The organism is Nonomuraea sp. NPDC050663 (assembly GCF_044456985.1).
GTDB lineage: Bacteria > Actinomycetota > Actinomycetes > Streptosporangiales > Streptosporangiaceae > Nonomuraea.
Window position 1 is genome coordinate 55,436 of the sequence record NZ_JBITGL010000016.1, and the last position, 22,769, is coordinate 78,204.

At 71.7% G+C, this 22,769-nt stretch carries 22 protein-coding genes; 11 read left to right on the forward strand and 11 right to left on the reverse strand.

The genetic code is table 11. From position 1 onward, the window contains the following. Nucleotides 1-107: 107 nt before the first annotated feature. Entirely contained in the window at nucleotides 108-569 is a 462-nt protein-coding gene (locus tag ACIBH1_RS36890; RefSeq protein ID WP_397318669.1) for a pyridoxamine 5'-phosphate oxidase family protein, read from the forward strand. A 36-nt stretch (nucleotides 570-605) separates the two neighbouring features. Here the strand turns inward: ACIBH1_RS36890 and ACIBH1_RS36895 are convergent, their stop codons facing one another. Further along, nucleotides 606-1,484 carry an arginase family protein gene (locus tag ACIBH1_RS36895; protein WP_397318670.1) on the reverse strand — a complete coding sequence of 293 codons (879 nt, stop codon included), beginning with the start codon at nucleotides 1,482-1,484 and terminating at the stop codon, nucleotides 606-608. A gap of 9 nt (nucleotides 1,485-1,493) precedes the next feature. After that, nucleotides 1,494-3,230 (reverse strand): ABC transporter ATP-binding protein, encoded by a 1,737-nt coding sequence (locus ACIBH1_RS36900; protein WP_397318671.1) that lies wholly within the window; start codon nucleotides 3,228-3,230, stop codon nucleotides 1,494-1,496. A gap of 79 nt (nucleotides 3,231-3,309) precedes the next feature. Here ACIBH1_RS36900 and ACIBH1_RS36905 point away from each other — a divergent pair, with 79 nt between their 5' ends. After that, nucleotides 3,310-3,732 (forward strand): MarR family winged helix-turn-helix transcriptional regulator, encoded by a 423-nt coding sequence (locus ACIBH1_RS36905; RefSeq protein WP_397318672.1) that lies wholly within the window; start codon nucleotides 3,310-3,312, stop codon nucleotides 3,730-3,732. Here ACIBH1_RS36905 and ACIBH1_RS36910 read toward each other — a convergent pair. Both ACIBH1_RS36910 and ACIBH1_RS36915 read right to left on the reverse strand, forming a co-directional pair. Beyond that, nucleotides 3,722-6,097: a M48 family metalloprotease gene (locus ACIBH1_RS36910; RefSeq protein WP_397318673.1), complete on the reverse strand. Its 2,376-nt coding sequence runs from the start codon at nucleotides 6,095-6,097 to the stop codon at nucleotides 3,722-3,724. The two genes, ACIBH1_RS36905 and ACIBH1_RS36910, sit on opposite strands and share 11 nt — an antisense overlap. 47 nt (nucleotides 6,098-6,144) lie before the next feature. Continuing rightward, a complete protein-coding gene (locus ACIBH1_RS36915) occupies nucleotides 6,145-6,564 on the reverse strand; it encodes a hypothetical protein (RefSeq protein WP_397318674.1) in 420 nt (139 codons plus the stop codon). A gap of 128 nt (nucleotides 6,565-6,692) precedes the next feature. Between ACIBH1_RS36915 and ACIBH1_RS36920 the strand changes: the two genes are divergently transcribed. Together ACIBH1_RS36920 and ACIBH1_RS36925 are read left to right on the forward strand one after the other, a co-directional pair. Then, the gene (locus ACIBH1_RS36920) at nucleotides 6,693-7,250 is read left to right on the forward strand and encodes a hypothetical protein (protein ID WP_397318675.1); all 558 of its coding nucleotides are present in this window, start codon (nucleotides 6,693-6,695) and stop codon (nucleotides 7,248-7,250) included. Between the two features lie 113 nt (nucleotides 7,251-7,363). After that, nucleotides 7,364-8,749 carry a PepSY-associated TM helix domain-containing protein gene (locus tag ACIBH1_RS36925; RefSeq protein ID WP_397318676.1) on the forward strand — a complete coding sequence of 462 codons (1,386 nt, stop codon included), beginning with the start codon at nucleotides 7,364-7,366 and terminating at the stop codon, nucleotides 8,747-8,749. 100 nt (nucleotides 8,750-8,849) lie between these two features. On the opposite strand, the gene ACIBH1_RS36930 is transcribed toward ACIBH1_RS36925, so the two are convergent. The 4 genes from ACIBH1_RS36930 to ACIBH1_RS36945 form a co-directional block, all read right to left on the reverse strand. Beyond that, nucleotides 8,850-9,788, reverse strand: coding sequence for a sulfite exporter TauE/SafE family protein (locus ACIBH1_RS36930; protein WP_397318677.1), 939 nt, complete (start codon nucleotides 9,786-9,788; stop codon nucleotides 8,850-8,852). 66 nt (nucleotides 9,789-9,854) lie between these two features. Further along, nucleotides 9,855-10,448, reverse strand: coding sequence for a hypothetical protein (locus tag ACIBH1_RS36935; RefSeq protein ID WP_397318678.1), 594 nt, complete (start codon nucleotides 10,446-10,448; stop codon nucleotides 9,855-9,857). Continuing rightward, the gene (locus ACIBH1_RS36940; RefSeq protein WP_397318679.1) at nucleotides 10,445-11,839 is read right to left on the reverse strand and encodes a selenium-binding protein SBP56-related protein; all 1,395 of its coding nucleotides are present in this window, start codon (nucleotides 11,837-11,839) and stop codon (nucleotides 10,445-10,447) included. The genes ACIBH1_RS36935 and ACIBH1_RS36940 overlap by 4 nt, the downstream gene beginning before the upstream one ends. Nucleotides 11,840-11,885: 46 nt before the next feature. Beyond that, the gene (locus ACIBH1_RS36945; RefSeq protein ID WP_397318680.1) at nucleotides 11,886-12,437 is read right to left on the reverse strand and encodes a DoxX family protein; all 552 of its coding nucleotides are present in this window, start codon (nucleotides 12,435-12,437) and stop codon (nucleotides 11,886-11,888) included. A 127-nt stretch (nucleotides 12,438-12,564) separates the two neighbouring features. On the opposite strand from ACIBH1_RS36945, the gene ACIBH1_RS36950 reads away from it, so the two are divergent. Next, complete coding sequence (locus ACIBH1_RS36950; RefSeq protein ID WP_397318681.1) at nucleotides 12,565-13,410, forward strand: phosphotransferase family protein; 846 nt, start codon at nucleotides 12,565-12,567, stop codon at nucleotides 13,408-13,410. A 60-nt stretch (nucleotides 13,411-13,470) separates the two neighbouring features. Further along, a complete protein-coding gene (locus ACIBH1_RS36955) occupies nucleotides 13,471-13,746 on the forward strand; it encodes a DUF1905 domain-containing protein (RefSeq protein ID WP_397318682.1) in 276 nt (91 codons plus the stop codon). Here the strand turns inward: ACIBH1_RS36955 and ACIBH1_RS36960 are convergent. Together ACIBH1_RS36960 and ACIBH1_RS36965 are read right to left on the reverse strand one after the other, a co-directional pair. Beyond that, on the reverse strand, nucleotides 13,715-14,770 hold the full coding sequence (locus ACIBH1_RS36960; RefSeq protein WP_397318683.1) for a LacI family DNA-binding transcriptional regulator: 1,056 nt from the start codon (nucleotides 14,768-14,770) through the stop codon (nucleotides 13,715-13,717). The two genes, ACIBH1_RS36955 and ACIBH1_RS36960, sit on opposite strands and share 32 nt — an antisense overlap. Before the next feature lie 109 nt (nucleotides 14,771-14,879). Continuing rightward, the gene (locus ACIBH1_RS36965; RefSeq protein ID WP_397318684.1) at nucleotides 14,880-15,563 is read right to left on the reverse strand and encodes a Crp/Fnr family transcriptional regulator; all 684 of its coding nucleotides are present in this window, start codon (nucleotides 15,561-15,563) and stop codon (nucleotides 14,880-14,882) included. A gap of 68 nt (nucleotides 15,564-15,631) precedes the next feature. Here ACIBH1_RS36965 and ACIBH1_RS36970 point away from each other — a divergent pair, with 68 nt between their 5' ends. The 5 genes from ACIBH1_RS36970 (at nucleotide 15,632) to ggt (ending at nucleotide 21,909) form a co-directional block, all read left to right on the forward strand. Further along, a complete protein-coding gene (locus ACIBH1_RS36970; protein ID WP_397318685.1) occupies nucleotides 15,632-17,482 on the forward strand; it encodes a hypothetical protein in 1,851 nt (616 codons plus the stop codon). A gap of 96 nt (nucleotides 17,483-17,578) precedes the next feature. After that, a complete protein-coding gene (locus tag ACIBH1_RS36975; RefSeq protein ID WP_397318686.1) occupies nucleotides 17,579-18,175 on the forward strand; it encodes an LGFP repeat-containing protein in 597 nt (198 codons plus the stop codon). Nucleotides 18,176-18,377: 202 nt separating this feature from the next. Next, nucleotides 18,378-19,997 (forward strand): L-lactate permease, encoded by a 1,620-nt coding sequence (locus ACIBH1_RS36980; protein WP_397318687.1) that lies wholly within the window; start codon nucleotides 18,378-18,380, stop codon nucleotides 19,995-19,997. A 10-nt stretch (nucleotides 19,998-20,007) separates the two neighbouring features. Further along, nucleotides 20,008-20,229, forward strand: a complete 222-nt coding sequence (locus tag ACIBH1_RS36985) for a hypothetical protein (RefSeq protein WP_397318688.1) — start codon at nucleotides 20,008-20,010, stop codon at nucleotides 20,227-20,229. 18 nt (nucleotides 20,230-20,247) lie between these two features. After that, nucleotides 20,248-21,909: a gamma-glutamyltransferase gene (ggt, locus tag ACIBH1_RS36990; protein WP_397318689.1), complete on the forward strand. Its 1,662-nt coding sequence runs from the start codon at nucleotides 20,248-20,250 to the stop codon at nucleotides 21,907-21,909. On the opposite strand, the gene ACIBH1_RS36995 is transcribed toward ggt, so the two are convergent. After that, nucleotides 21,903-22,760, reverse strand: a complete 858-nt coding sequence (locus ACIBH1_RS36995; RefSeq protein ID WP_397318690.1) for an AraC family transcriptional regulator — start codon at nucleotides 22,758-22,760, stop codon at nucleotides 21,903-21,905. The two genes, ggt and ACIBH1_RS36995, sit on opposite strands and share 7 nt — an antisense overlap. Nucleotides 22,761-22,769: the final 9 nt, after the last annotated feature.

Genomic DNA, 22,769 nt, shown 5'->3' on the forward strand with positions numbered 1-22,769 from the left:
CACCCGCGCGGGCGTGCAGGGTCTTTGGTCCCTGGATCTCGGGGCCGACGACCGTGCCGGGCGGGCCCGGCCCGCGCCTACAGTCGGGGCATCAGGAGGTGGCGACCATGTCCGACCGAGGCGACCTGGCCCAGGGAACGGTTCATCGACGTCAGGACCGCGGGCCCGAGCCGCGGCTGGTGGAGCTCAGTCCCGAGGAGTGCCTGTGGCTCATCTCACCCGGCGGGGTCGGCCGCGTCGCGTTCGCCGGCTTCGACGGTCCCGTGGTGTTCCCCGTCAACTACCGCGTGCACGACGGCGACATCGTCTTCCGCACCCGCGAGGACGGCGTCATGGACCACGACCTGCGCACCGGGCTGCCCGGCGTGGACGTCAAGATCGCCTTCGAGGTCGACCGGGTCGACGACACCCTGCGTGCGGGGTGGAGCGTGCTCGTCCAGGGGCCGGTGCACCACCTGCCGCGCGGCGAGGCGCCCGCCGACGTCGAGTCGTGGGCGGGCGGTGAGCGCGAGCTGGCGGCGCGGATCCGGCCCCAGAAGATCACCGGGCGCCGGATCGTCGCCGGCTGAGACGCCAGAAGCAGGACACGGTCGCCGGTTGAGCCTCTAGAAGCAGGACACCAGGGTGTCGGTCAGCGCGGCCGCGTGGCGGCCGTCCTCGTCGAGGTCGGGGTCGAAGATGGCGACGGTCAGGCCCAGGCAGCCGGGGTCGGCCAGCAGCGGCGCGAGCAGGTCGCGCAGCTCGCCGTGCGACAGGCCGCCGGGGTCGGGGCTGTCGACGGCCGGCATCACCTCGGGGTCGAGCGCGTCGACGTCGAGGTGGACCCAGAAGCCGCGGGCGCCGCCGAGGTGGCCGAGGATCGCGCCGGCCGCCCCTTCCCCGGCCTCGCGCAGCCGGGTGGTGGTCCAGGCCGGGATCTTCAGCTCCGCCAGCTCTCCCAGGTCGTCGTCGTAGTCGCGGATGCCCGCGACGACCAGGTCGCTGTCGAGGATGTACGGCTTGCGCCCCTCCAGGTCGGTGAGGTCGTCCTGGCCGCGCCCCGTGACCAGGGCCGCCGCCTCGCCCCCTGCCGCGCCCACGCCTGTGGAGTTGCCCGGGTGGCGGAAGTCGGAGTGGCCGTCGACGTAGACCATGCCGTGGCGCCCCCGCCTGGCCAGCGCCAGCGCGGTGCCCAGGTCGATGCTGCAGTCGCCGCCCAGCACGACGGGGAAGCGGCCGTCGTCGAGCAGCGCGCCGACGCGGTCGGCCAGCCGCAGGCTGTAGGCGGCCAACGCGGCCGCGTTGAACACCCCGTCGCCCTCCTGCCACCCGGTCCTGTCGTAGCGGGGCGGTGTCACGCAGCCGCCGTCGGCCGCGCCCAGCCGCGCCACGATGCCCTGATCCCGTAGCGCGCCCGCGAGCTTGTAGCAGCCCGGGACGGTGCCGGGGGCGGGCGGGCGAAGCCCGAGGTTGGAAGGGGCGTCGATCACGGTGCGGTCGGTCATGGACTCACCCTACGCGGCGGCCAGTTCGAGGCTGTCGCGCCCGACGAGCGAGGCGTAGTGGCCGCCGAGGGCCAGGAGCTCGTCGTGGGTGCCGAGCTCGGCGACCCGGCCGTGGTCGAGCACGACGATCTGGTCGGCGTCGCGGACCGTCGACAGGCGGTGCGCGATGGTGATCGTGGTGCGGCCCCTGGCGAGGATCTCCAGGGCTTCCTGGACGGCGTGCTCCGTCTGGGTGTCGAGGGCGCTGGTGGCCTCGTCGAGGACGAGGATCGGCGGGTTGCGCAGCAGCGTGCGCGCGATGGCCAGCCGCTGCTTCTCGCCTCCGGAGAAGCGGTAGCCGCGCTCGCCGACCACGGTGTCGTAACCCTCGGGCAGCCCGGCGATGTGGTCGTGGATGCGCGCGGCGCGCGCCGCCTCGACGAGCTCCTCGTCGGTGGCCGACGGCTTGGCGAAGCGCAGGTTGTCGGCGATGGAGGCGTGGAAGAGGTAGGTCTCCTGGGAGACCATGCCGACGGTCTCGGCGAGTGTCTCGAAGGTCAGCTCGCGCACGTCGGTGCCGTCGATGGTGACGCTGCCCCCGGTCACGTCGTAGAGCCTGGGCAGCAGGTAGCTGAGCGTGGTCTTGCCCGAGCCGGTCTCGCCGACGACGGCCAGGCTGCCGCCCGCCGGGATCGTCAGGGAGACGTCGTCGAGCGTGAGCGCCTCGCCGTACGAGAAGGAGACGTTCGACAGGCGCACGTCGCCGCGCACGCGCTCCAGGGAGCGGCGGCCGGGCGTGATGTCGACGGGCAGGTCGAGGTACTCGAAGATGCGGCCGAACAGCGCCAGGGAGCTCTGCACCTCCACGCCCGTGCGCAGCAGCGACACGGTGGGACGGAACAGGCTCATCTGCAGCGTGGTGAAGGCGACGACGGTGCCGATGGACACCAGCAAGGTCATGCCGGAGACCCAGTAGATGACCGCGGGCATCGCGGCCATGATGATCTGGATCGTCGACTGGCGCCAGCGGCCGGCCATGCTGGAGCGCACCTCGAGGTCGGCGAGCTCGTGGGAGGCGCCGGCGAAACGCCGGGTGAGCTCGGGTGACTGGCCCATCGTCCGGCCGAGCAGGATGCCGCTGACCGACAGCGACTCCTGGACCATCGACGACATCGCGGCGAGCTTCCTCTGCCGCTGCGAGGTGATCTTCCTGCGTTCGGCGCCGACCTTGCGGCTGATCCAGACGAACAGCGGGAGCAGCAGCAGCGAGACGAGGGTCAGCCGCCAGTCGAGCACCAGCATCGCCACGATGGTGGCCAGCACGGTGGTCAGGTTGGAGACGATCGAGGTGGCCGTCGAGGTGACGACGGACTGCATGCCGCCGATGTCGTTGGCCAGGCGCGACTGCACCTCGCCGGTGCGGGTGCGGGTGAAGAAGGCCAGCGACATGCGCTGGAGGTGGGCGTAGACGGCGGTGCGCAGGTCGTGCATGACTCGCTGGCCGACGCTGGTGGAGATGAAGGTCTGCATCACGTCGAACACGCTGGTGGTGACCGCGACGGCGATCATGCCGAGCACCAGGAGCGTGAGCAGGCCGGTGTCGCCGGAGGGGATCGCCACGTCGAGCAGCTCGCGCAGGAGGAACGGCGAGGCGAGCGCGACCAGCGACGACAGGGCGATGAGGCCGAGCACGACGGCCAGGCGTCCGCGATAGGGGCGGAAGAGCTTCACGATGCGCCGTAGCGGCGCGCGGGGTTCGTCTGTCATAGGGCTCCTTAATCAGATGCACTCTCAAACAGAGGTTACCTCATAATAATTCCCAGCAACAATGAGTTAAGCTCCTACCGTGGAGACCGACCTGTCCGAGCTCATCCATCGCATCGCCCACCGGCTGCGCCACGGCTACCGCCACACCCTGGAACCCCTGGGTCTCAGCCCAGGTCAGGGCCGCGCCCTGCGGGTGCTCGCCGAGGCGCCCGAGCCGCTCAGGATGGTGCAGCTGGCCGAGGCGCTGCGCATCGTGCCGCGCTCGGTGACGCCCGTCATCGACGCGCTCGAAGAGGCGGGACTGGTCCGCAGGCAGGTCGATCCGGCCAACCGGCGCTCGACGCTGCTGACGCTCACCGACCGCGGGCAGGAGGTCTACGCCCGGGTGGTGGAGGCACGCAAGGAGGCGGCGCGCGAGCTGTTCTCCGTGCTGACGCCGGAGCAGCAGGCCCGGTTGAAGGAGTTGCTGGCCATCGTCGAGGAATCGCCCTTTACGATGTAGATCTCGTCATGTGGCCGAGCCGGGCGTCGCAGATCCATCTGATCGCCTTCTCACCGCGCGCCATGTCGTACGGGTCGCCCCGGTGAAGCGCGTCGAGCAGGTCCCTTCCCAGCGTGTGGAGGCCGCGGCTGTCGGAGGCCATGGCCGCCTGCGACAACTCGAGCAGGTAGGCGTGGTAAGCGGCGCCCTGTCCCTGGTCGCCGCTGCGCCACCGGATCCACGAGCAGACCTGCAGGGCCGGCTGGGGCCTGGCCGGGACCGCGGGCCGCACCTCGGTGTACCTGGGCGTTCCCGGAGCGTCGACGGGCGCCATCCATCCGTTGACCTGCAGCGAGACCACTCCCCCTGTCGCGATCAGCAAGCAGGTGAGCACCGCGACGATCGTCCCGGCGGTGCGTATCCCCTTCCGCGTGACCCCGGTCTGGCCGCGCCGTACCATGCCCAGCGCCGCCCCCACGGCCCCGCCCACCAGCGCCGACGGGACCAGGAGGAGAAGCAGCCCGCCCGCGTAGCCCGCCGCGAGACGCGGCTCGCACACCGGGGCGGCCTGCAGGCAGGCGGCTCCCATTGCGTGGATCGCGCCGACGAGGGACAGCACGAACCCCACCAGGTAGGCGGCGAGCAGCCCGTGCAGCGGCCGGGTGAGAAGCGACGTCACCAGGGCGACGACGAGCCCGATCGCGGCCGTGGCGACCTCGACCGCCAGGAGCGGGTTGGGTTCGGCCGCCAGCCCGGGCACCAGCACGACTCCCAGCTCGGCCAGCAACGGCCGCGACCGCCACGGCGTGGCCTCGGCGATCACCGCCGCCACCGCCACCACGCCCACCGGGACGAACACGGCGCCCATCGGCAGCCCGCCGGTCCCCCGCCGCAGGCGCGGGACGAGCGGCCACAACAACGCCAGCACGACCGGCACAAGCGTGGTGAAGTACGCCAGCCCGGTCACGGTCTGGAAGACCAGCTCGAACAGCGGCGGGTCCACGGTGCCGTCCGGCGCCCCGCCGACCGACGCCGACCAGTGGCCGAACAGGGACCCGAACGCCGCACCGCCCACGATCACCGTTACCGCCAGCGCCCTGACCGGCCGGGCCGAGACTTCCAACCACGCGTCGGCCGCCAGCGCGTGCCACCGGCACAGCCCGGCGCACAACACCAGCAGGATCACCGCCGAGGCCAGGGCCAGCGGCAGGTTGTGCGCCATCGCGGCGGCCAGGCTGCCGTCGGTGGTGGTCAGGGTGCCCGCGATCCCGATGAACAGGCCGGCGGTGAGAGCGGCCCCTGACACCAGCCCGCTGGGCGGCCGGCTCCCGAGCCCGCGCGTGCGCAGCGTGTCACGCCACATCGCGGTGCCGGTCACCGCGGCCACCAGCACGCCGATGGCGACGCCCGCCTGCACCCGGCCGTCGCGAGGCTCGCCGCCGACGAAGAAGCCGGCGAAGGCCGCCAGGTACGGCTGGGCCAGACCGGCGGTCGCTCCGGTGAGGACCGCCTCCAGCGGGCTGGGGCGGAGCAGGCGGGCCGGGTCGCGCACCACCTGCTCGCGCACGCCGACGGGCGGATGCCAGGCGAGCAGCCGCGACCACCTGCGCGACTCCGGCTCGACCGGCGGGAACGCCGGATCCCCCGCCGCCCGGTTGGCGTCGGCGGCGCGCAGGTCGGCGTAGTGTTCCCGCACCCTGGAGATGGCGGCCGTCGTCGCCAGTGCCACCACGAGCGCCACCGCCAGCGGCGGCAGGCGCCTGGGCAGGTCCCCCGGCCATTGCACGGCCTGCACCGCCATCATCACCACGGCGCCGCCCAGGAAGAGCCACCACGCCGCCCTGACCAGGGACACCAGGTCCAGATCCCGGTTGCGGACATGCGCCAGCTCGTGCCTGAGCACGGCGCGCAGGGCCGCCGCCTGGGCGGGGTGGTGGCGCACCGCCCCCAGGCTCAGCCGTACCTGCCAGGCGCCGAACGCGCCGAACGACCGCCCCCTGACGCTTTGGTCTCCGGGATCGACCAGCACCCGGCCGCGGCCGGGCACGCCCGCCTCCGCCACGAGCCGCCCGATCTCCGCGGCGGCCGCGGGGTAGCGCTCGGCGGGCAGCGGGATCAGGCCCTGGCGGCGGACGATCCGGCTCGGCGTCAGGCTGTGGAGGAACAGCGCCGTGGTCACGAACGTCGCCGCGACGAGAAGGCCGTAGAGCCCCTCCCACAGGGACGCGCGCGCGTCGCAGGCGAGGTACGCCTCGGCCGCCGACGTCCCGGGGACCGCCGCCCGGCGCTCGGCCTCCTCGACGCACGCCCAGTGCACCTGCTCCCAGTCGATCAGGGCGCTCGCCACGTACATCGTGGTCACCGTGGTCAGCACGACGAGCAGCACGAAGCGCGTCGTGGTGGCAGCGGGAAGCGTGAACGGGCCCGCCGCCGTCACTGCGGCCGGTGCCAGCCGTTCACCACGGCATCGGCGATCCTGGCCGCGTCCTGCGGCGTCGCGCCGTGCTTCACCGCCGAGCCGTGGGCCAGCTCGCGCAGGCGCTGCTCGTCGTCGCAGGCGGGCAGTTCCTCGTCGGCGGACGCGCCCCAGCCGGCCCGCTCCTTGACCCAGCCCCACAGCGAGCGCCCGCCCGCCTTGGACATGTCCTTGCACAGGTCGACGATCACCGCCATCGCCAGGCTGGTCAGGAACGGCATCGCCGCCGACCACCCCGACCCGTTGGGCTCGTCCGTCCGCAGGTTGATCTTGGGGTTGACCAGGTACGCGGTGGCGATCAGGTCGAAGTCGGGGAGCTCGTCGGGAGCGAGCTGGGACACCACGTCACGGGCTAGACCTACGACGGTCTGCGGCACAACGCCTCCTGGAGCGATCCAACGGGCCCCGATGTTCCGGAGCATAACGGAATCCGTCCGACATGCCAGGTGAAACCCGCGAGCTGCGGCCGGTGGCCCCGCCGTCACCCGCGTGTCACCATGTGCGGGTGGATGTCGGCCGGCCCCTGCTGCGCGCTCTGCGTGCGACGGTGTTCGCCGTGGCCTGCGTGCCGCTGTCGTCCACCCTGCACGTCCTGGCCGGCGGCGGGGCGATCCGGCCGGGCTTCCTCGCCGGGGCGACGGCGCTGACCTGGGCGGGCGCCTACCTGCTCGGCGCGCGCCGGCGTGGCCTGCCGGCGCTGGTGGGCGCCGCCTTCGCCGCGCAGTACGGCATGCATCACCTGTTCACGGCCGGCGCCGAGCCCCCGCCGCCGAGCCTCACCGGCCACGACCACAGCAGCGGGCTGGGCATGCTGCTCGTCCACGTCGCCCTCGCCCTCGTGTCGGCCTGGTGGCTGGAGCGGGGCGAGACCGCTCTGGCGGGCATCGTCCACCTGGCCGTCGCCTCGTTGTGGGCGGGGCTGATCGTTCTCGCCGCCGCGCCGGTCGAGCCCCGCCTTCCCGGCCGTCCGCCGGCGGCCGGCACCGTCGACCGGCTGAGGCGGCTCCTGTTCACCGCCGGTGTCTCCCGGCGTGGTCCACCCCTGATCGTCTCCGTTCGCTGAACGGGCCGCCACCGAGGGCGCCCGTTCCTTCGCCGCGCCGTACGCGCGGTTGAACCCCTGCCCGAGGTAGCGCGTACCTGTCGATGTGCGCGTCCCCGTGAACGGAGAATGCCTTGACTTCTACTGACGTGCGCCCACCCGCCGACGCCGAGCGGGCACCTTCCCGCCCGTCCACCTGGAGCACCCTCAAGCCGCTGGTCCTTCGCCTGCACTTCTACGCCGGTGTCCTCATCGCCCCCTTCCTGCTCGTCGCGGCGGCCACCGGGCTGCTGTACTCCGCCTCCTTCCAGCTCGAGCGCGTCGTGCACGCCCACGAGCTGACCGTCCCCGTCGGCCAGCAACGGGTACCGCTCGCCCAGCAGATCGCCGCCGCCCGGACGGCGCAGCCCAACGGGACGATCACCGCCGTCCGCACCCCGGCCGAGGCCGACGCCAGCACGCGCGTGCTGATGAACGTCCCCGGCCTGCCGGAGAGCACCCAGCTGGCCGTCTTCGTCGACCCGTACACCGCGCAGGTGCGCGGCACGCTGGAGAGCTACGGCGGCTCGGGCGCGCTGCCGGTGCGCGCGTGGATCTCCCAGCTCCACCGCCACCTTCACCTGGGCGAACCCGGCCGCCTCTACAGCGAGCTGGCGGCCAGCTGGTTGTGGGTCGTGGCGCTCGGCGGCCTGGTGTTGTGGGTGACCAGGCGCCGCGCCAAGCGCCGGGTGCGCGCCCTGCTCGCCCCCGACCGCTCGCTGCCCGCCGCGCCGAGGCGCCTGTCGTGGCACGGGTCCATCGGCCTGTGGGCCGTCCTGGGGCTGCTGTTCCTGTCGGCCACCGGGCTGACCTGGTCGAAGTACGCGGGCGAGAACGTCGGCGACGTGCGCGTGGCACTCGGCTGGACGACGCCGAAGATCTCCGCCGCCTCGGGCGACCACGCCGCCCACACCGGCGCGGGCGGCCATCAGCACGGCGGCGCAGTGACCCCCGACCGGCTCGTGGAGGCCGCCGCGGGCAAGGGCCTGTCCGGGCCGCTGGAGATCGTCTGGCCCGCCGGACAGGGTGCGCCGTTCGTGGTCAAGGAGATCGACAAGACTGTCCCGCAGCGGCTGAACCAGGTGGCGGTCGACGGCGCGAGCGGGCAGGTGACGGCGGAACTGCGCTTCGCCGACTTCAACCTCGCCGCCAAGCTCACGCAGTGGGGCATCGACGGGCACATGGGGCTGCTGTTCGGCCTGGCCAACCAGCTCGTGCTGATGCTGCTGGCGGCCGGGGTGATCACGCTCGTGGTGCTGGGCTACCGCATGTGGTGGAAACGCCGGCCGACGCGGGGCTTCGGCGCGCCGTACACCAGGGGTGGGTGGCGCGGGGTGCGGTGGGCGGTCCTGGCGCCGCTGGGTGCGGTGGTGGCGGCGGTCGGGTGGTTCCTGCCGGTCATGGGCGTCTCGCTGGCCGCGTTCCTGGTGATCGACGTGCTGCTCGGGGTGCGGGCCCGGCGCGCGGCCGCCCGCCGGTGAATGACCGAGGGCCTCGTTTCGATGGCGAAACGAGGCCCTCGGGATGTCACGCGGGCCTCGTTTTCGGTGGCGAACCGAGGCCCTCGGGATGTCAGGTGGATCAGGCGGAGGTCTTCTCCTCCTCGGCGGAGCGGCCCTGGAGCTCGGACTCGATGGCCTCGACCGACTCGGTGGCCTTGTCGCGGCGGTACTCGCGCACCGAGTAGACGACGGCGCCGACCCAGATGATCGCGATGGCGATGTAGGAGACGGTCTGGACGCCGCCGGAGGCCTCGATCCAGTCGCTGCGCAGCAGAGTGCGCACGTTGGTGAGGATGATCAGGCCGCCGACCAGCGAGCCGAGGATGCGCGGCGGGATGTGCCTGACCAGCCAGGCCGCGATCGGGGCGGCGATCACACCGCCGATGAGCAGCACGGCCACCCAGGCGAAGTCGATGTTCTCCGAGCCGATGCCGACGAAGAAGCCGACGCTGGCGGCGATGGCGACGAGGAACTCGCTGGCGTCGATGGAGCCGATCACCTTGCGCGGAGGGATGCGGCCGCTGGCCAGGATCGCCGGGGTGCCGACGGGGCCCCAGCCGCCGCCACCGGTGGCGTCGACGAAGCCGGCGAGCAGGCCGAGCGGGGCCAGGAACCGCTTGCGCAGCGGCTTGCCCAGGTTGCCGCGCGGCAGGCCGAAGGCGGTGAAGCGGATCAGGATGTAGGCGCCCAGGGTGAGCAGGATGATCGACATGACGGGCGCGGCCAGCTCGGTCGACAGGTTCGACAGGAACGTCGCGCCGGCGAACGCGCCGACGGCGCCCGGGATGCCGATCTTGGCGACGACCTTCCAGTCGATGTTGTTGAAGCGCCAGTGCGAGAGTCCCGAGGCGAGGGTGGTGCCGATCTCGGCCAGGTGCACGGTGGCCGAGGCGGCCGCGGCGTTGGTGCCGATGGCGAGCAGGAGCGTGGTGGAGGTGACGCCATAGGCCATGCCTAGGCTGCCGTCGACGAGTTGGGCGGCGAAGCCGACCAGTCCCAGCAGGATGAGCGCGCGCACGACATCCCCTTCCTGGTTTTCCTACTTTATAAGTAGACATAATCGTCATTGCTGGGAAGCGATCCGTCAAGTGGCAGCCGTCGCGAGAGTCACCACCCCCGCGACGACCAGCGCGATCGCCCACACCCGATCGACGTTGAACCACGCCCTGCGCAGCACGCTCAGCCCGGCCACCTCGTAGACCACCACCGCGATCACGCCCGCGACCGCGAACATCGCCAGCGTGTGGAGCACCGCCACCGCCAGCCCGCCCGTCAGCGTGTGCCCCTCGTGCGAACCCGCGTACACGGGGATGAGCATCAGCCCGGCCCCGTGCGCCGACGACATCAGGAACGACCATCCGGCCAGCTGGGGCAGGGTCAGCTTCATGCCCACCCAGCGGAAGTGCCGCTTGGACACCAGCCGCCACCCCCCGAAGCCGACGAGCAGGATCCCGCCGCCGACCGACAACGCGGTCGCGCTCACCAGCGACCCGGTGGCGGCCACCACGAACGCCACCAGCACCACCGAGCCCAGATGCCCGAACGCGATGGCGGGCAGCGAGGCCAGCAGCAGGTCCCTGCTGCGCTCCTGCAGGCCGCGCGCCACGGCGAACAGCCAGCCCATGGCCGGGTTGATCCCGTGGAAGGCACCCAGCAGCAGGACGGTCGTCGTCGTCACGGGTAGCAGAAGGAGTCGGAGGAGGCGTCGCCGCCCTGCAGCTTGACCTGGTGCGGGCGCAGCCCGCGGAAGTCGGTGACGAAGAACCGCTCGTCGAAGGTGAACGACTCGGTGTCGATCTTCGCCAGCCACGAGCCGACGCCTTCGGGGTAGAACTGGTCGTCCCAGGAGCCGTAGAGCGAGTTGGTCAGGTACACCCGCCTGCCGTCGCGGCTGATCTCCACCATCTGCGGCCCGCCGCGAAGCTCCTGCTCCGGCCTGGCCGGGTGCGCCTTCCTGCCCACGATCCCGCCGATGCGCAGCGAGCCGATCTCGACAGGGGCGAACGGGTCGCCCACGTCGTACTGCTTGAGCTCGCCTGTGCCCCAGCAGGAGACATACAGCCGCTGGTCGTCCACCGACAGGTCGATGTCGGTCACCAGCGGCGGCACCGCGCCGAACGGCTGCAGGACCGGCGGCAGGTCGGCCGGATCGGCGGGTTCGGCCGGGATGGTGATGACCTTGCGCGCCCGCCAGCGTTCGTCCTCGCGGAACCAGACCCAGACGGAGGCGGACAGATCCTCCACGCTCGTCACCACGCCGACGAAGCCGTACGTCTTGCGCGGGTCGTGCGCCGGGCGCAGCTCCAGCGGCATCTGGTGCTGGTCGCCCAGGTCCACCTCCTGCACGTGCCTGCGCGAGCGCAGGTCCCAGAAGTGCAGCCTGTGCCCGTACTTGCGGCCCAGCAGCAGCTCCCCCACCACGCCGTCCTCGATCATCGAGGGCGTGCCCCACTCCGAGGTCACCAGCACGTCGTGGTTGAGGTGCCACCAGAAGTCGTAGGCCAGGTGCTGCGGGCCCCGGTCGGCCTCCCAGGCGCCGCGCACCTCGAAGTTCACGTGGTCCAGTACGGCCAGGCCGCCTGGACCGTCGTCGCCGTCGGCCCCGCCCAGGGCCGAGACGTAGATCCCGTCAGGACCGCAGTGCACCGTGTGCGGCCGGGAGTAGCCCGCCCGTTCGGCCAGCTCCTCGGCCTCGATCACCTTCACCAGCTTCGGGCTGACGCCGGCGCCGGTGTCCTTGGTGTCGAACACGTGGATGCGCGAGCTGCGCAGCCCCGGCACGATCAGGTAGCGCCGCTCGACGTGCGGGTGCGGCGCGGACGGGCACAACGCGCTGCTGCAGGCGTTCCATCCGAAGTGGTGCAGCTCGTCGCCCAGGCCCGGCAGGTCGGTCCAGCCGACGACGGTGCCGTAGGTTTCCGATTCGGGGTCGGTGTCCAGGACGGCTATCGCGTCGGGTTTCTCGGCCTGCCGGTCGAAGGCGGCGACGTAGGCCAGCTTCTCCGCGGGTGCCTGGGCGGCGTCGCGCGGGGAGGGGTAGAAGGTGGGGTCGGGGGTCCAGAGAGCCATCTTCCCAGCATCCCTATATTTCCGACAGGGTCAATGGGTTGAGCGCTCAGAACTGGGCGTGCGTCATCGTGTACCAGGTCGGCGCGAACGTCAGCAGGACGATGACGGCGACGACGGCCAGCGCCTTGAGCAGGCGAGGGGTGGTGAGCGGCGCCGCGGCGACGGGCCGCAGGTTCCAGCGCCCGACCGCGACGAACCCGGAGACGACTCCCAGGACGACGTTGGCGGGCACCAGGGCGAACTCGCCGCGCAGGAGGTGGAAGCCCGCCGCGAGGACCATCGTCAGGGCCAGGCCGGCCGCGGCCAGCGGGGTGAGCGCCGGCCTGACGCGGGTGAGCGCGGGCAGGATCAGGCCGATGCCGCCGAGCACCTCGACGACCCCGATGAAGACGATCAGGGGCTGCGGCACCGCCGCGTACCAGGCCACCGCCCGCGGCGCGGCCTCGTAGAGGGCGGCGTCGGCCAGCAGGACCTTGCCGAAGCCGCTGCCGGCGAAGAAGAAGCCCCACAACACCTGCAGGACCCACAGGACGCCGTTGAGACTGAAGATCGTGGTCCGGGCCTTGGCGGGCAGGGTGTGGACGTTCTGGGTGGTCATGTCGTGCTCCTTGGGAGTGCCGCTGTGCTGACAGACCCGAGCATCTCCGGCGAGGTTGATACATCCGCGATGCGCCGGCGATTCATCGTCCGTCATCCCTCGGGTGATCGTCCGGCACAATGGCGGGATGCCTGCACCCGTACCCGCCGACCTGCTGGAAATCGCCGAAGCTCTCGTCCCGGGCGCCCCGCTGAACACCGCCCGCCTGGCCGAGCATGGGAACCTGCACCACGTGGTGCTGTTCCCCGGCGTCGCCGCGGTGCGCATCGGCAGGCGTCCCGGCGACGTCGACGAGATGCCGCGCCGGATCGAGATCCACCGGGCCGTCGCGGCGGCCGGGCTGCCCTTCGCCGTGCCGGAGCCGCTGACCGGGATGACCACGTTCGGGGAGCGCGTGGCCTTCGCGGTCTCGTGGGTCGACGGCGAGGGGCTGCCCGAGGGCGCCGGGGATCCGGCGGCGTTCGCCCCGCTCTTCGAGGCGCTGCGCGAGGCCGCGATCACGCCCGCGCTGCAGGACCTTCTCCACACGCCCCTGCCGTACGCCGGCGGGGTCGGATGGGCCGACATCCTGGGCGAGCAGGTCGTCCCGCGCCTGCCCGAACGGTGGCGCGACGACGTACGGCGCGGCCTGGACACGATGCTGGCGCTCGAGGAGGTCCCGGCCAGGCTCGTCCACGGCGACCTCGGCGGCAGCAACGTGCACTTCGGCAAGGACGGCAAGCTGATCGGCGTCCTCGACTGGGACATGGCGATCCTGTCCGACCCGGCGATCGACGGCGCGCTCGTCGCGACCTGGCACGGCTGGGACGTCCTGCGCGGCGCCACCGACGAGCACACCTTCCGGCGCGCCCTGGCGTGGAACGACGCGGTCGGGGTCGAGCACCTCCACGCGGTGTTCGGCGGCAGGCCCGTGTCGCGCATCGACGGTTTCGTCAGCGCCATCCTCGCCTGGCTGGAGGCCCGCGAGCGATGAGTTCCGGCCCGTCTGATGGTCTAGCTAAGTGAGAGACCGCACCATCGACGGGAGAGCGTCATGACCGCGCTGCACAAAGAGTTCACCGCGACACTGCAGAAGAGCCCGAGCAAGGGCGGCTGGACCTACGTGGTGATGCCCGGGTCGGCCGAGTACTTCGGCACCCGCGGGCTGGTGAAGATCCGGGGGACGATCGACGGGCACCCGTTCCGCAGCTCCTTCATGGCGCTGGGGGACGGCACGCACAAGCTGCCGGTCAAGGCCGACGTGCGCGAACTCCTCGGGAAGGGCCCCGGCGACACCGTCACCGTCCGCCTGGAGGAGCGTCTGCAGTAGGCGGCGCGGTGGAGCGCCTGACGACGAGGCTGGGGGCCACGGAGAAGCGCACCGCGGTGGTCCTGCCCTCGATGCGCTCGCGCAGCAGCCGCCCCGCCGTACCTCCCATGACCACGCCGGGCTGGTCGATGCTGGTCAGCGAGATGTTCGGCAGCGCCGCCAGCTTGGTGTTGTCGTAGCCGGCCACGGACAGGTCGCCGGGCACCGAAAGGCCCGCGTCGTGGGCGGCGGCGAGCACGCCGAAGGCGGCCTGGTCGGCCCCGGCGAAGATGGCGGTGGGCCGGGACGGACGGCACAGCAGTTCCCGGGCGCCGTCGTAGCCGCCCTCCTCGCTGTAGTAGGTCGTCGCCACGGCGATCTCGTCCTCGAGGCCGTGCTCGCGCATGACCCTCCGGTAGGTCTCGGCGCGGATCACGTGGAGCAGGTCGCCCGGCCGGGCGGTGCTGTTGTCCTGGTGGGTGATGTGCGCGATGCGGCGGTGCCCGAGCTCGATCAGATGGTTGACGACGAGCTCGGCCCCCGTCTCGTCGTCGTCGAAGACCGCGTCGAAGTGCGCCGAACGTTCGTGCCTGCCGAGGACGACGACGGGCACCTGCCTGGCCACCTCCTCCAGCCTGGGACGCGCCAGCAGCGGCGCGACCAGGAGCATGCCGTCGACCTGCCGGTCGACGAGCGCGTCCATGGCCGCCTTCTCGGCCTTCTGGGTGGAGCCCCCCTGCACCAGGATCGCCTGGTAGCCGGTGTCGGACAGCTGGCCGGTCAGCCCGTCGACGATGTCGGCGAAGAACGGGTTGCGCAGGTGCGGCAGCATCACGCCCATGGTGAAGGTACGGCCCCGCATGGCGCGGGCCGCGGCATGGGGCCGGTAGCCGAGCTCCTCGATGGCCGCCTTCACCCGTTCCTTCATGGCGGGGCTCACGCCGTAGGCGTCACGCAGCACCTTGGAGACGGCCGTCGTGGAGACCTGCGCACGGCCGGCCACATCGGCGATCGTCACCCTCCGCCGTCCGCCTCGCGCGACCATGGATCTCCTTTCGCCGGGCCAGATGGGTAACGTTATCCATCTCTGATCGATAGATCTACTCCCACTCCACCTCAATGGAGCGGATCGATACTCAATACGTCCTTGACGCTCAGCGGCACTCGCTCGCCCGGGTCAGGCCGCCGAGGTCGCGGATGACGATCTGGCGGCGCCGGGTCGTGATGATCCCGCCGACACGGAGCCCGGCCAGCGCCCTGACCACCGACTCGCGTGAAGCTCCGATCAGCAGCGCCAGGTCGAGCTGGGTCAACGACAGCGCGATCAGCACGCCCTGGGGCTGCTCCCTGCCGTGACGGACGGCCAGTTCGCGCAGCATCCTCGCCGTCCGGCACTTCACGGAGTGGGCTGCTTGCAGCGCTTCCTTGTCGGCCGATCTTCGCAGGCGGTCATGGGCGACGGCGACCAGCGCCTGGTAGATCCTCGGGCGTGCGTCGAGCACGCGCCTGAAGCAGCTGGCGGCCAGCACGCGGCAGGTGACGTCGCTCACGGCGGTGACCGTCGCCAGCCGCGGGCTGTCCTCGCCGGCGACCGCCGAGATCTCTCCCACGATGTCGCCGGGGCCGCACAGCCCCATCACGGTAGGCGTGCCGTCGGCGAGTGTCCTGCCGGCTTTCGCGGCTCCCGAGAGGATCAGCATGACGCTGGTGCCGGGTTCGCCCTGGAAGCAGAGGGTCGCGCGGGGAGGGAAGCTCGCCTCCGCTCCTTCGCCGAGCAGCGCCCGCCGGTCGGGTGGCGCGAGGTGCCCGAGAAACCCTGACGGAGGGAGGGACGTCACGCAAACAGACTAGCCCGAGTGCGTCGCGTGACGCAGAAGCCCGCCCGCCCTCGCGGGAGCCTGGCTCGATGTGGCTGGCTCTGGCAACCATGGGGCTCCTGCTCGGAGGGGCGTCGCCGGACGACCGGGTGAGCCCGGACCCGGCACGACCCGGCGAATCAGCGGTCTTCGTCACGGCGGAGGAGAGGTGCGACCCCTACGACACCTACCGGATCACCTGGGACGGCCGCGAGGTGATGCGCGGCGAGCTCGGCGAGGCCCGCCTGTCCGAGGTCCCCTTCACGGTCCCGGCGGGCGCCGAGCCGGGGGCGCACAAGGTGTTGCTGGAGTGCGGGCCGGGACTGTCGGACGACGCCACGGTCGGCTTCCATGCGACGGCGACGGTGGAGGCAGCGGCCATTCCCGAGCCGGTGCTTGAGCTCGTCCCTTCCCGCGCCACACCGTCGCAGACGGTACGGCTCGCCGCGTCGAACCTGCCGGGCGGCTGCGCGACGCCCGAGCTCCTTCTCGGCGCCACGGCGCTCACCCTGCGGAAGGTCGTCCCCGGCGAGCCGCTCAGGGCCTCCTTCGAGGTCCCGGCCGACGCCGGGCGGGCGCGGCACGACGTCACCATCCGGTGCGGCGACGCCGTCGCCTCCGGCGTGCTGACCGTCGTCGCCCCCAGCGGCCCGTCTCCGCGTCCGTCGATCACGCTCCGACCGGGCAGCGTCCCCCCCGGCGGGCGGGTCAGGATCGTGCCGTCCGGTTTCGCCGGCCGGTGCGCCTTCACCGCGACCTTCGACCGCAAGCGGGTCGAACTCCGTGGCGGGCTGCGCTTCACCGTCCCCAAGAACACCGAAGCCGGGCGGTACCCCGTGCGCGTGACCTGCGCGAACAGGATGTCACTCGGCCAGACCTCCGTCGTGCTGGCGTCCGCCGACGACAGCGCGACGGCCACGCTGACCGTCACCCCGCCTTCCGCGGCCGCCTCAAGCGCCTGGACCTGGCTGGCAGACCTGTCGATCCCGGTGGCCGCACTGCTGATGACGGTCCTGGTCACCGTGGGGTTCCTGTCCGCCCGCGCGCTGGCGCTCGGCGACCGGCTGCTGCCCCGACGCGACGGCAGTCGCCGCTTCCCGTCGCTGTCGGCTCCGGCGGACCCGTTCAACAGGGCTCTGGAAGCCCTGAGCCACCACCGCGGCAGGGTGCGCATCCCCGAGCGGCCGTGGCTCGCCTTCCTCGTCGTCTGCGTCGTCGCGGCGAGCCTCCAGACCGTGGCGTCCTCCGACGCGTGGGCCGATCACCGGCCCCGATGGGACACGATCGGCATCCTGCTCCTGGCCTTCGTGCCGGGCACCGCGATCGCCCTGGTGACCTACGCACTGACGGCCCACTGGCGAGAGGTACGGCGCGCCACGCTGGGCGGCTTCGCGTTCGTCCCTTCCGGACTGGTCTTCGCGGCGGTGGCGGCCATCGTGTCGGCCGTCCTCCAGCTCAACCCGGGCTATTTCTACGGCCTCGTCGGCGTCTTCACGCTCGGTGACCGTACGCCGTTGTCGGCCCGCTACCGGCGGGCCGAGGGCATCGCGTGGGGCGCGTCCGCCACGCTGGCGGCCGCCGCGGCGTCGGCGGCCATCTGGTGGACGGCCGGGACGGACAGCCTGTTCTGCAAGACGATCACCGTGGTCATCCTGGAGACCGCGCTGTTCGCGCTGCTGCCGATCCCGTCGCTGGACGGCGCGGAACTGCTCAACTCCCGCCCGCGCACCTGGACCGTCCTGTTCTCCGCCATGTTCGGGATGTGGGTGGTGATCGCCGTGGTCACCGCCGAGCTCGACCAGTGGGGCCAGTTCTTCAGGATGACGGCCGCCATGGCCGTGGCCGCCGCCGTCTCCTTCGCGATGTGGAGGCACGTCGAGCGCGACCGGCATCGTGAATAGCGCGCTGCAAGCGCTTCGCAACTCCCTGTCGCCGCCGTGAAAGCAGCCGGGCTTACACATAGAGCACCAACCGCATCCCCCGAAAGGACCACTCCGATGCCGCTCTCCGCCCGCGCTCTCCTCGGACTCGCCACCGCTCTGGGCACCGCCGCGACGGCCATCGCGATCAGCGCTCTCCCGGCCAGTGCGTCGGTCTGCGACCCCTCCCTCGAGGCGCCCGCCGGCAGTCTCGTCGGCGACCTGTGGCGCTCCAACGGCGGCGAGCGCAGCGTCTACGGCTGCCCGACCACCAAGGAGTACGGCTACGCCGGCCAGCAGGGCTCCTACCAGCAGTTCCGCAACGGCAAGATCGTGTGGTCGCCCAACCTCGGCGGCGGCACCCTGGTCCGCGCCTACTACGCGAACGGCAAGGCCGTCTTCCGCTGGAGCGGTCTCGGGCGCGACTGGGACTTCTTCAACGTGCGCTGGAGCGTCAACGGCGGCAAGGCGACCCAGGTGAAGGTCGGCCGGCTGACGCCGTGGAGCGGCGCGTACTCGGTGGACCCGACGTGCCAGGACGGCGTCTGCATGACGTCCAACGGGCACGGGGGACTCGTCAGGGCGGCGTTCATCGTGCAGGGCTGCGACCGCGGCACGTTCAGCTCCGACTGCGGCCCGTGGAGCATAGTCACCTCGGTCAAGGTTCCCTACTGATCTCCCCGTTCCGCGCCCGGCCCCCTTTTTCACGAGATTGCCCCGGCTTGCCGAATGCCGCCCGGAACTTGATCTGACCGGCGGCTTGGTCATGTGACGGTCGGGGCATGGGTTGATCGCCCGGCTGTTCCGCCTTCGACGGTGCGGATCGCGCGGATCACGTAATCACGGGGGCGTGTACATGACTTCGAGCGCGCTTGCCATGCAGGTTCCGGTCGACGTTCTACACTGGACGCTGGCGGTGCTGCCGATCGTCGCGCTGCTGGTGTTCCTGGTGCCTCTGCGCTGGCGAGCACCCGAGGCGGCGCCGATCGCGATGTTCGTGGCGGCGATCGTCGCGCTGCTCGCCTTCGAGACGCCGTGGGACACGCTGGCGGTCGCCAGCGGCAAGGGCGTCTGGGACGCCATTTTCATTCTGTACGTGATCTGGCCGGCGCTGCTGCTCTATCAGGTCACCAAGCAGGCGGGCGCCTATGACGCGCTGCGGCGCGGCATCTCGAAATTCGGCAGCAACGAGCTGTTCTTCATTCTCGCGCTGGTCTGGGTCTTCGCCTCCTTCCTTCAGGGCATCGCCGGCTTCGGCGCTCCCGTCGCGGTGGTCGTGCCGCTGCTCATCGCGATCGGCGTCAGGCCGGTCCACGCGGTGGCCATGGCCGTACTCGCGCATGCCTGGGCCCGGTTCTTCGGCACGCTGGGCGTCGGCTGGCTGGCCACCATCCAGGTCGCCGACCTGGAGGATCTGACGCGGGCGGCCTTCGAGGCCGGGCTGCTGATCCTCATCCCCACCTATCTGGGCGGGTTCATGGTGGTGTGGTTGTACGGCCGCTGGGCGGCGGTGCGCCACGCGTGGCCCCTGATCCTGATCCTGGGCACCATCCTGGGCGTCGGGCAGATGCTGGCCGCGCTGTTCAGCCCGGAGCTGTCGACCTTCCTGGCCGCCGCCGTCGCGCTGGTGTCGCTCTACCCGTTGTCGCGCTGGCGGCGGTACAGCGAGGCGGTCACGGGGGTGGACGAGCGCCCGGCCATGGAGGAGCGCCCGGCGGTGAAGAAGGAGGAGGAGCAGGCGCCGGTCATGAGCCTGCAGATGTCCTTCCTGCCGTACATCGTGCTCCCGATCGTGACTCTGAGCGCGCTGCTCATCTCGCCGATCAACGACCTGCTGACCGGGTGGCGGATCGGCCTGCCGTTCCCGGAGGTCAGCACCGGCTACGGCGTCGAGAACGCCGCCGTCGACCAGTACGCCCCGATCACGGTGCTCACGCATCCGGGAACGATGCTGATGGTCACCACCGTCATCGTGTGGATCGTCTACCGGGCGGGCGGCTACTACCGGGCCTGGGGGCAGCGTCAGCAGAGGGAGCGGATCTCCTCGGCCCTGCTCGTCGACGCGGTGCCCGCCTCGGCGCCGGTCATCGCGTTCCTGGTGACCAGCCGCATCCTCGACCACACGGGTCAGTCCCTGACGATCGCGCACGGCATCGCCGACGTGTCGCCGCCGATGGTCTACGCCGCGTGCGCCAGCGTGATCGGCGCGCTGGGAGCGTTCATGACGTCGAGCAGCACCGCGTCGAACGTCCTGTTCGCGGGGGTGCAGAGCGACGTGGCGCAACTGCACGGCCTGAGACCCGAGACGATCATCGCGGCGCAGGCCGCGGGCAGTGCGTACGGCAACGCGATCGCCCCGGCCAACATCGTGCTCGGTACCAGCATCGCCGGCATCAAGGGCCAGGAGGGCTCGGTGCTGCGGATGACCATCCCGTGGACCGCCGTCGTCGCGGTGCTCACCGGCCTGGCGACGATCGCCCTGATTCTTGTGGGCTGAGGAGGCAACCATGGACAAGAAGCTCAAGATCGAGACCATCGCGTTCGTCCTGCTGCTGCTCGCCTTTCCCATCATCAGCGTGGGCACGACCCAGGGCAGCGCGCCGGTGTGGTGGGCGGGCATGGTCGCCCTGCTCCTGGGCGGAGTGCTGCCGATCTGGACGCGCTACATGGACCACTCCGCCGACAAGCCCAGAGACATGGGCATGGAATTCGACGACCGAGTGTCGTAGGCATCTCAGGAGACGACGATGAGTCATCCCAACGGCCCACGCACGGGACGCCCACCCACCTACGCGCCCAACGGCGTGGTCTCGACGCCGCACCACCTGGCCAGCGCCGCCGGCCTCGAGGCCTTGCAGCGCGGGGGCAGCGCCGTCGACGCCGCCATCGCGGCCAACGCCGTGCTGTGCGTCGTCTACCCGCACATGGCGGGCCTGGGCGGGGACGGCTTCTGGCTCATCGCGGAACCGGCGACGGGAGGCGTGCACGCGATCGACGCGAGCGGTCCGGCCGCCCGCGGCGCGACGCTCGACTACTACCGTCCGCGCAGCGTCGACGGCGAGATCCCCTCGCGCGGCGCCCTCAGCGCGCTGACCGTCCCGGGCGCCGTGGACGGCTGGCGCCTGGCGCACGAACGTTTCGGCAGGCTGCCGTGGCACTCGTTGTTCCGGGCCGCCATCGGTTACGCCAGGGACGGCATGCCGGTCGGCCGGTCGCTGGCCGACTGGCTGGTGCAGGACGAGCCGATCCTCGCCCGCCATCCGAAGACGGCGGCCGTCTATCTGCCCGGCGGGCGCTGCCTTCGCGACGGTGAACGGCTGGTGCAGGCCGACCTCGCCCGCTCGTTCGAGCGCCTGGCCGACCTGGGGCCGCGCGCGGGTTTCTACGAGGGCGAAACCGCCGAGCACATCTGCGCGGGGCTGCGGCCGCAGGGCTCCCCGCTGACGGACGGGGACTTCGCCGGCTACCAGGCGGAGTGGGTGCGGCCGCTCTCGGCCACCTACCGCGGCTACGACGTGTACGAGCTGCCGCCGAGCACGCAGGGTTTCTCCGCGCTCCAGATCTTCAACCTGCTCGACGGCTACGACGTCCGCGCCTGGGGCGAGGGGACCGCCGACTACTACCACCACATGGCGGAGGTGGTGAAGGTCGCCTTCGCCGACCGGGACGAGTGGCTGACCGATCCGCGGTTCGTGGAGCTCCCGGTGGACCGGCTGATCAGCAAGGAGTACGCCGACGAGCGCCGCCGCCTGATCGATCCGGGGCGGGCGCTGGAGATGGGCGCGGTGCCGGCTGGCATCCCATACCCGCGGCCGCACGAGCGCCGGGTGCCGGACGGTGACACCTGCTACTTCAACGCCGCCGACGGCGACGGCATGGTCGTCTCGCTGATCCAGTCGATCTACCACGACTTCGGCAGCGCCGTGATCGGCGGCGACACCGGGATCATCCTGCAGAACCGCGGCGCCTTCTTCGCGCTCGACGAGAACCACCCCAACCATCTGCAGCCGGGCAAGCGCACCTTCCATACCCTGGTGCCCGCCCTGCTCATGAAGGACGGCAAGCCGTACCTGGCCTTCGGCTCGATGGGCGGCGAGGGCCAGCCGCAGTCGCAGGCGGCGATGGTGACGCGCATGGTCGACTTCGGCTACGACGTGCAGCAGGCGATCGAGGCACCCCGCTGGCTGATGGGCCGCACGTGGGGCACGCCGTCGCGGAACATGTCGCTCGAAGGGCGCATCTCCGACGAGGTGGCCAGGGAGCTGAAGCGCCGCGGACAACCCGTTCACATGGTGACCGGCTGGAACGACAACATGGGCCATTCCCAGGCCATCAGGGTCAACAGCGCCGAGGGCTGCTACGAGGCCGGCGCCGACCCGCGCGGCGACGGCGCCGCCCTGGGCTACTGACCCCGGTCGTTCCTGTCCCGCGAGACCTGCTCGCGGAAGGCCGTCGGGGCCATGCCCACCCGCTGCGTGAACACGCGGGTGAAGTAGGCGGGATCGGCGTAGCCGACCCGGCGGGCGATGCCGCCGACGGGCAGGTCAGTGTCGGCCAGCATCACCTTCGCGCGGTCCAGGCGATAACGGGTCAGATAGCCGATCGGGGTCTCACCCGTGACGCCGCGCACCGCCTCGATCAGGGTGTCGCGCGAGACGGCCAGTTCGCGCGCCACCTCGCCGATCCTGACCGGACGCTCCAGGTCGGCCGTGAGCGCCGCGATCGCCCGGCGGCCCAGGGAGGAGGCGGCGCTCCGGTCCGCCGCCGGACCGCATCCCGGACCGACCGCGTGGATCAGCGCGTGCAGTCCCGCCCCGAGCGCGATGTGGTCCTGCAGCGACGCCGCCCCTCCGGCGCCCTCGACCTGGGCCGCCATCGCCGTGACGACGGCGGCCGGATCGGACGGCACGAGCGCCACCGCTCCCCCGCCGAGATAGCCGAGTTCCTCGTAGCTCCCGGTGCTCGGGCCCTCGAACAGCACCCAGAACTCGTCCCAGGTGCCCTCGGAAGGACCGTAGGTGTGCTGGACTCCCGGCGGCACCCAGAAGAACATCCCCGCCTCGATCCGGTGGCGCCCGTGTCGATCGTGCAGCACCAGCAGTCCCGTCCCCGAGGTCACCAGGACACCCGCGTAGCCGGTCAGCGTCCGCCGTACCAGCGACCGGTTCTGCGCCCGGATCGTCCCGGCCCCGGTGAGGGCCAGCCCGAGCGCGCGCACTCCCTCGGGCGGGGTCCGGTAGTGAGCGACCGACTCGGCCATCCGATGCTC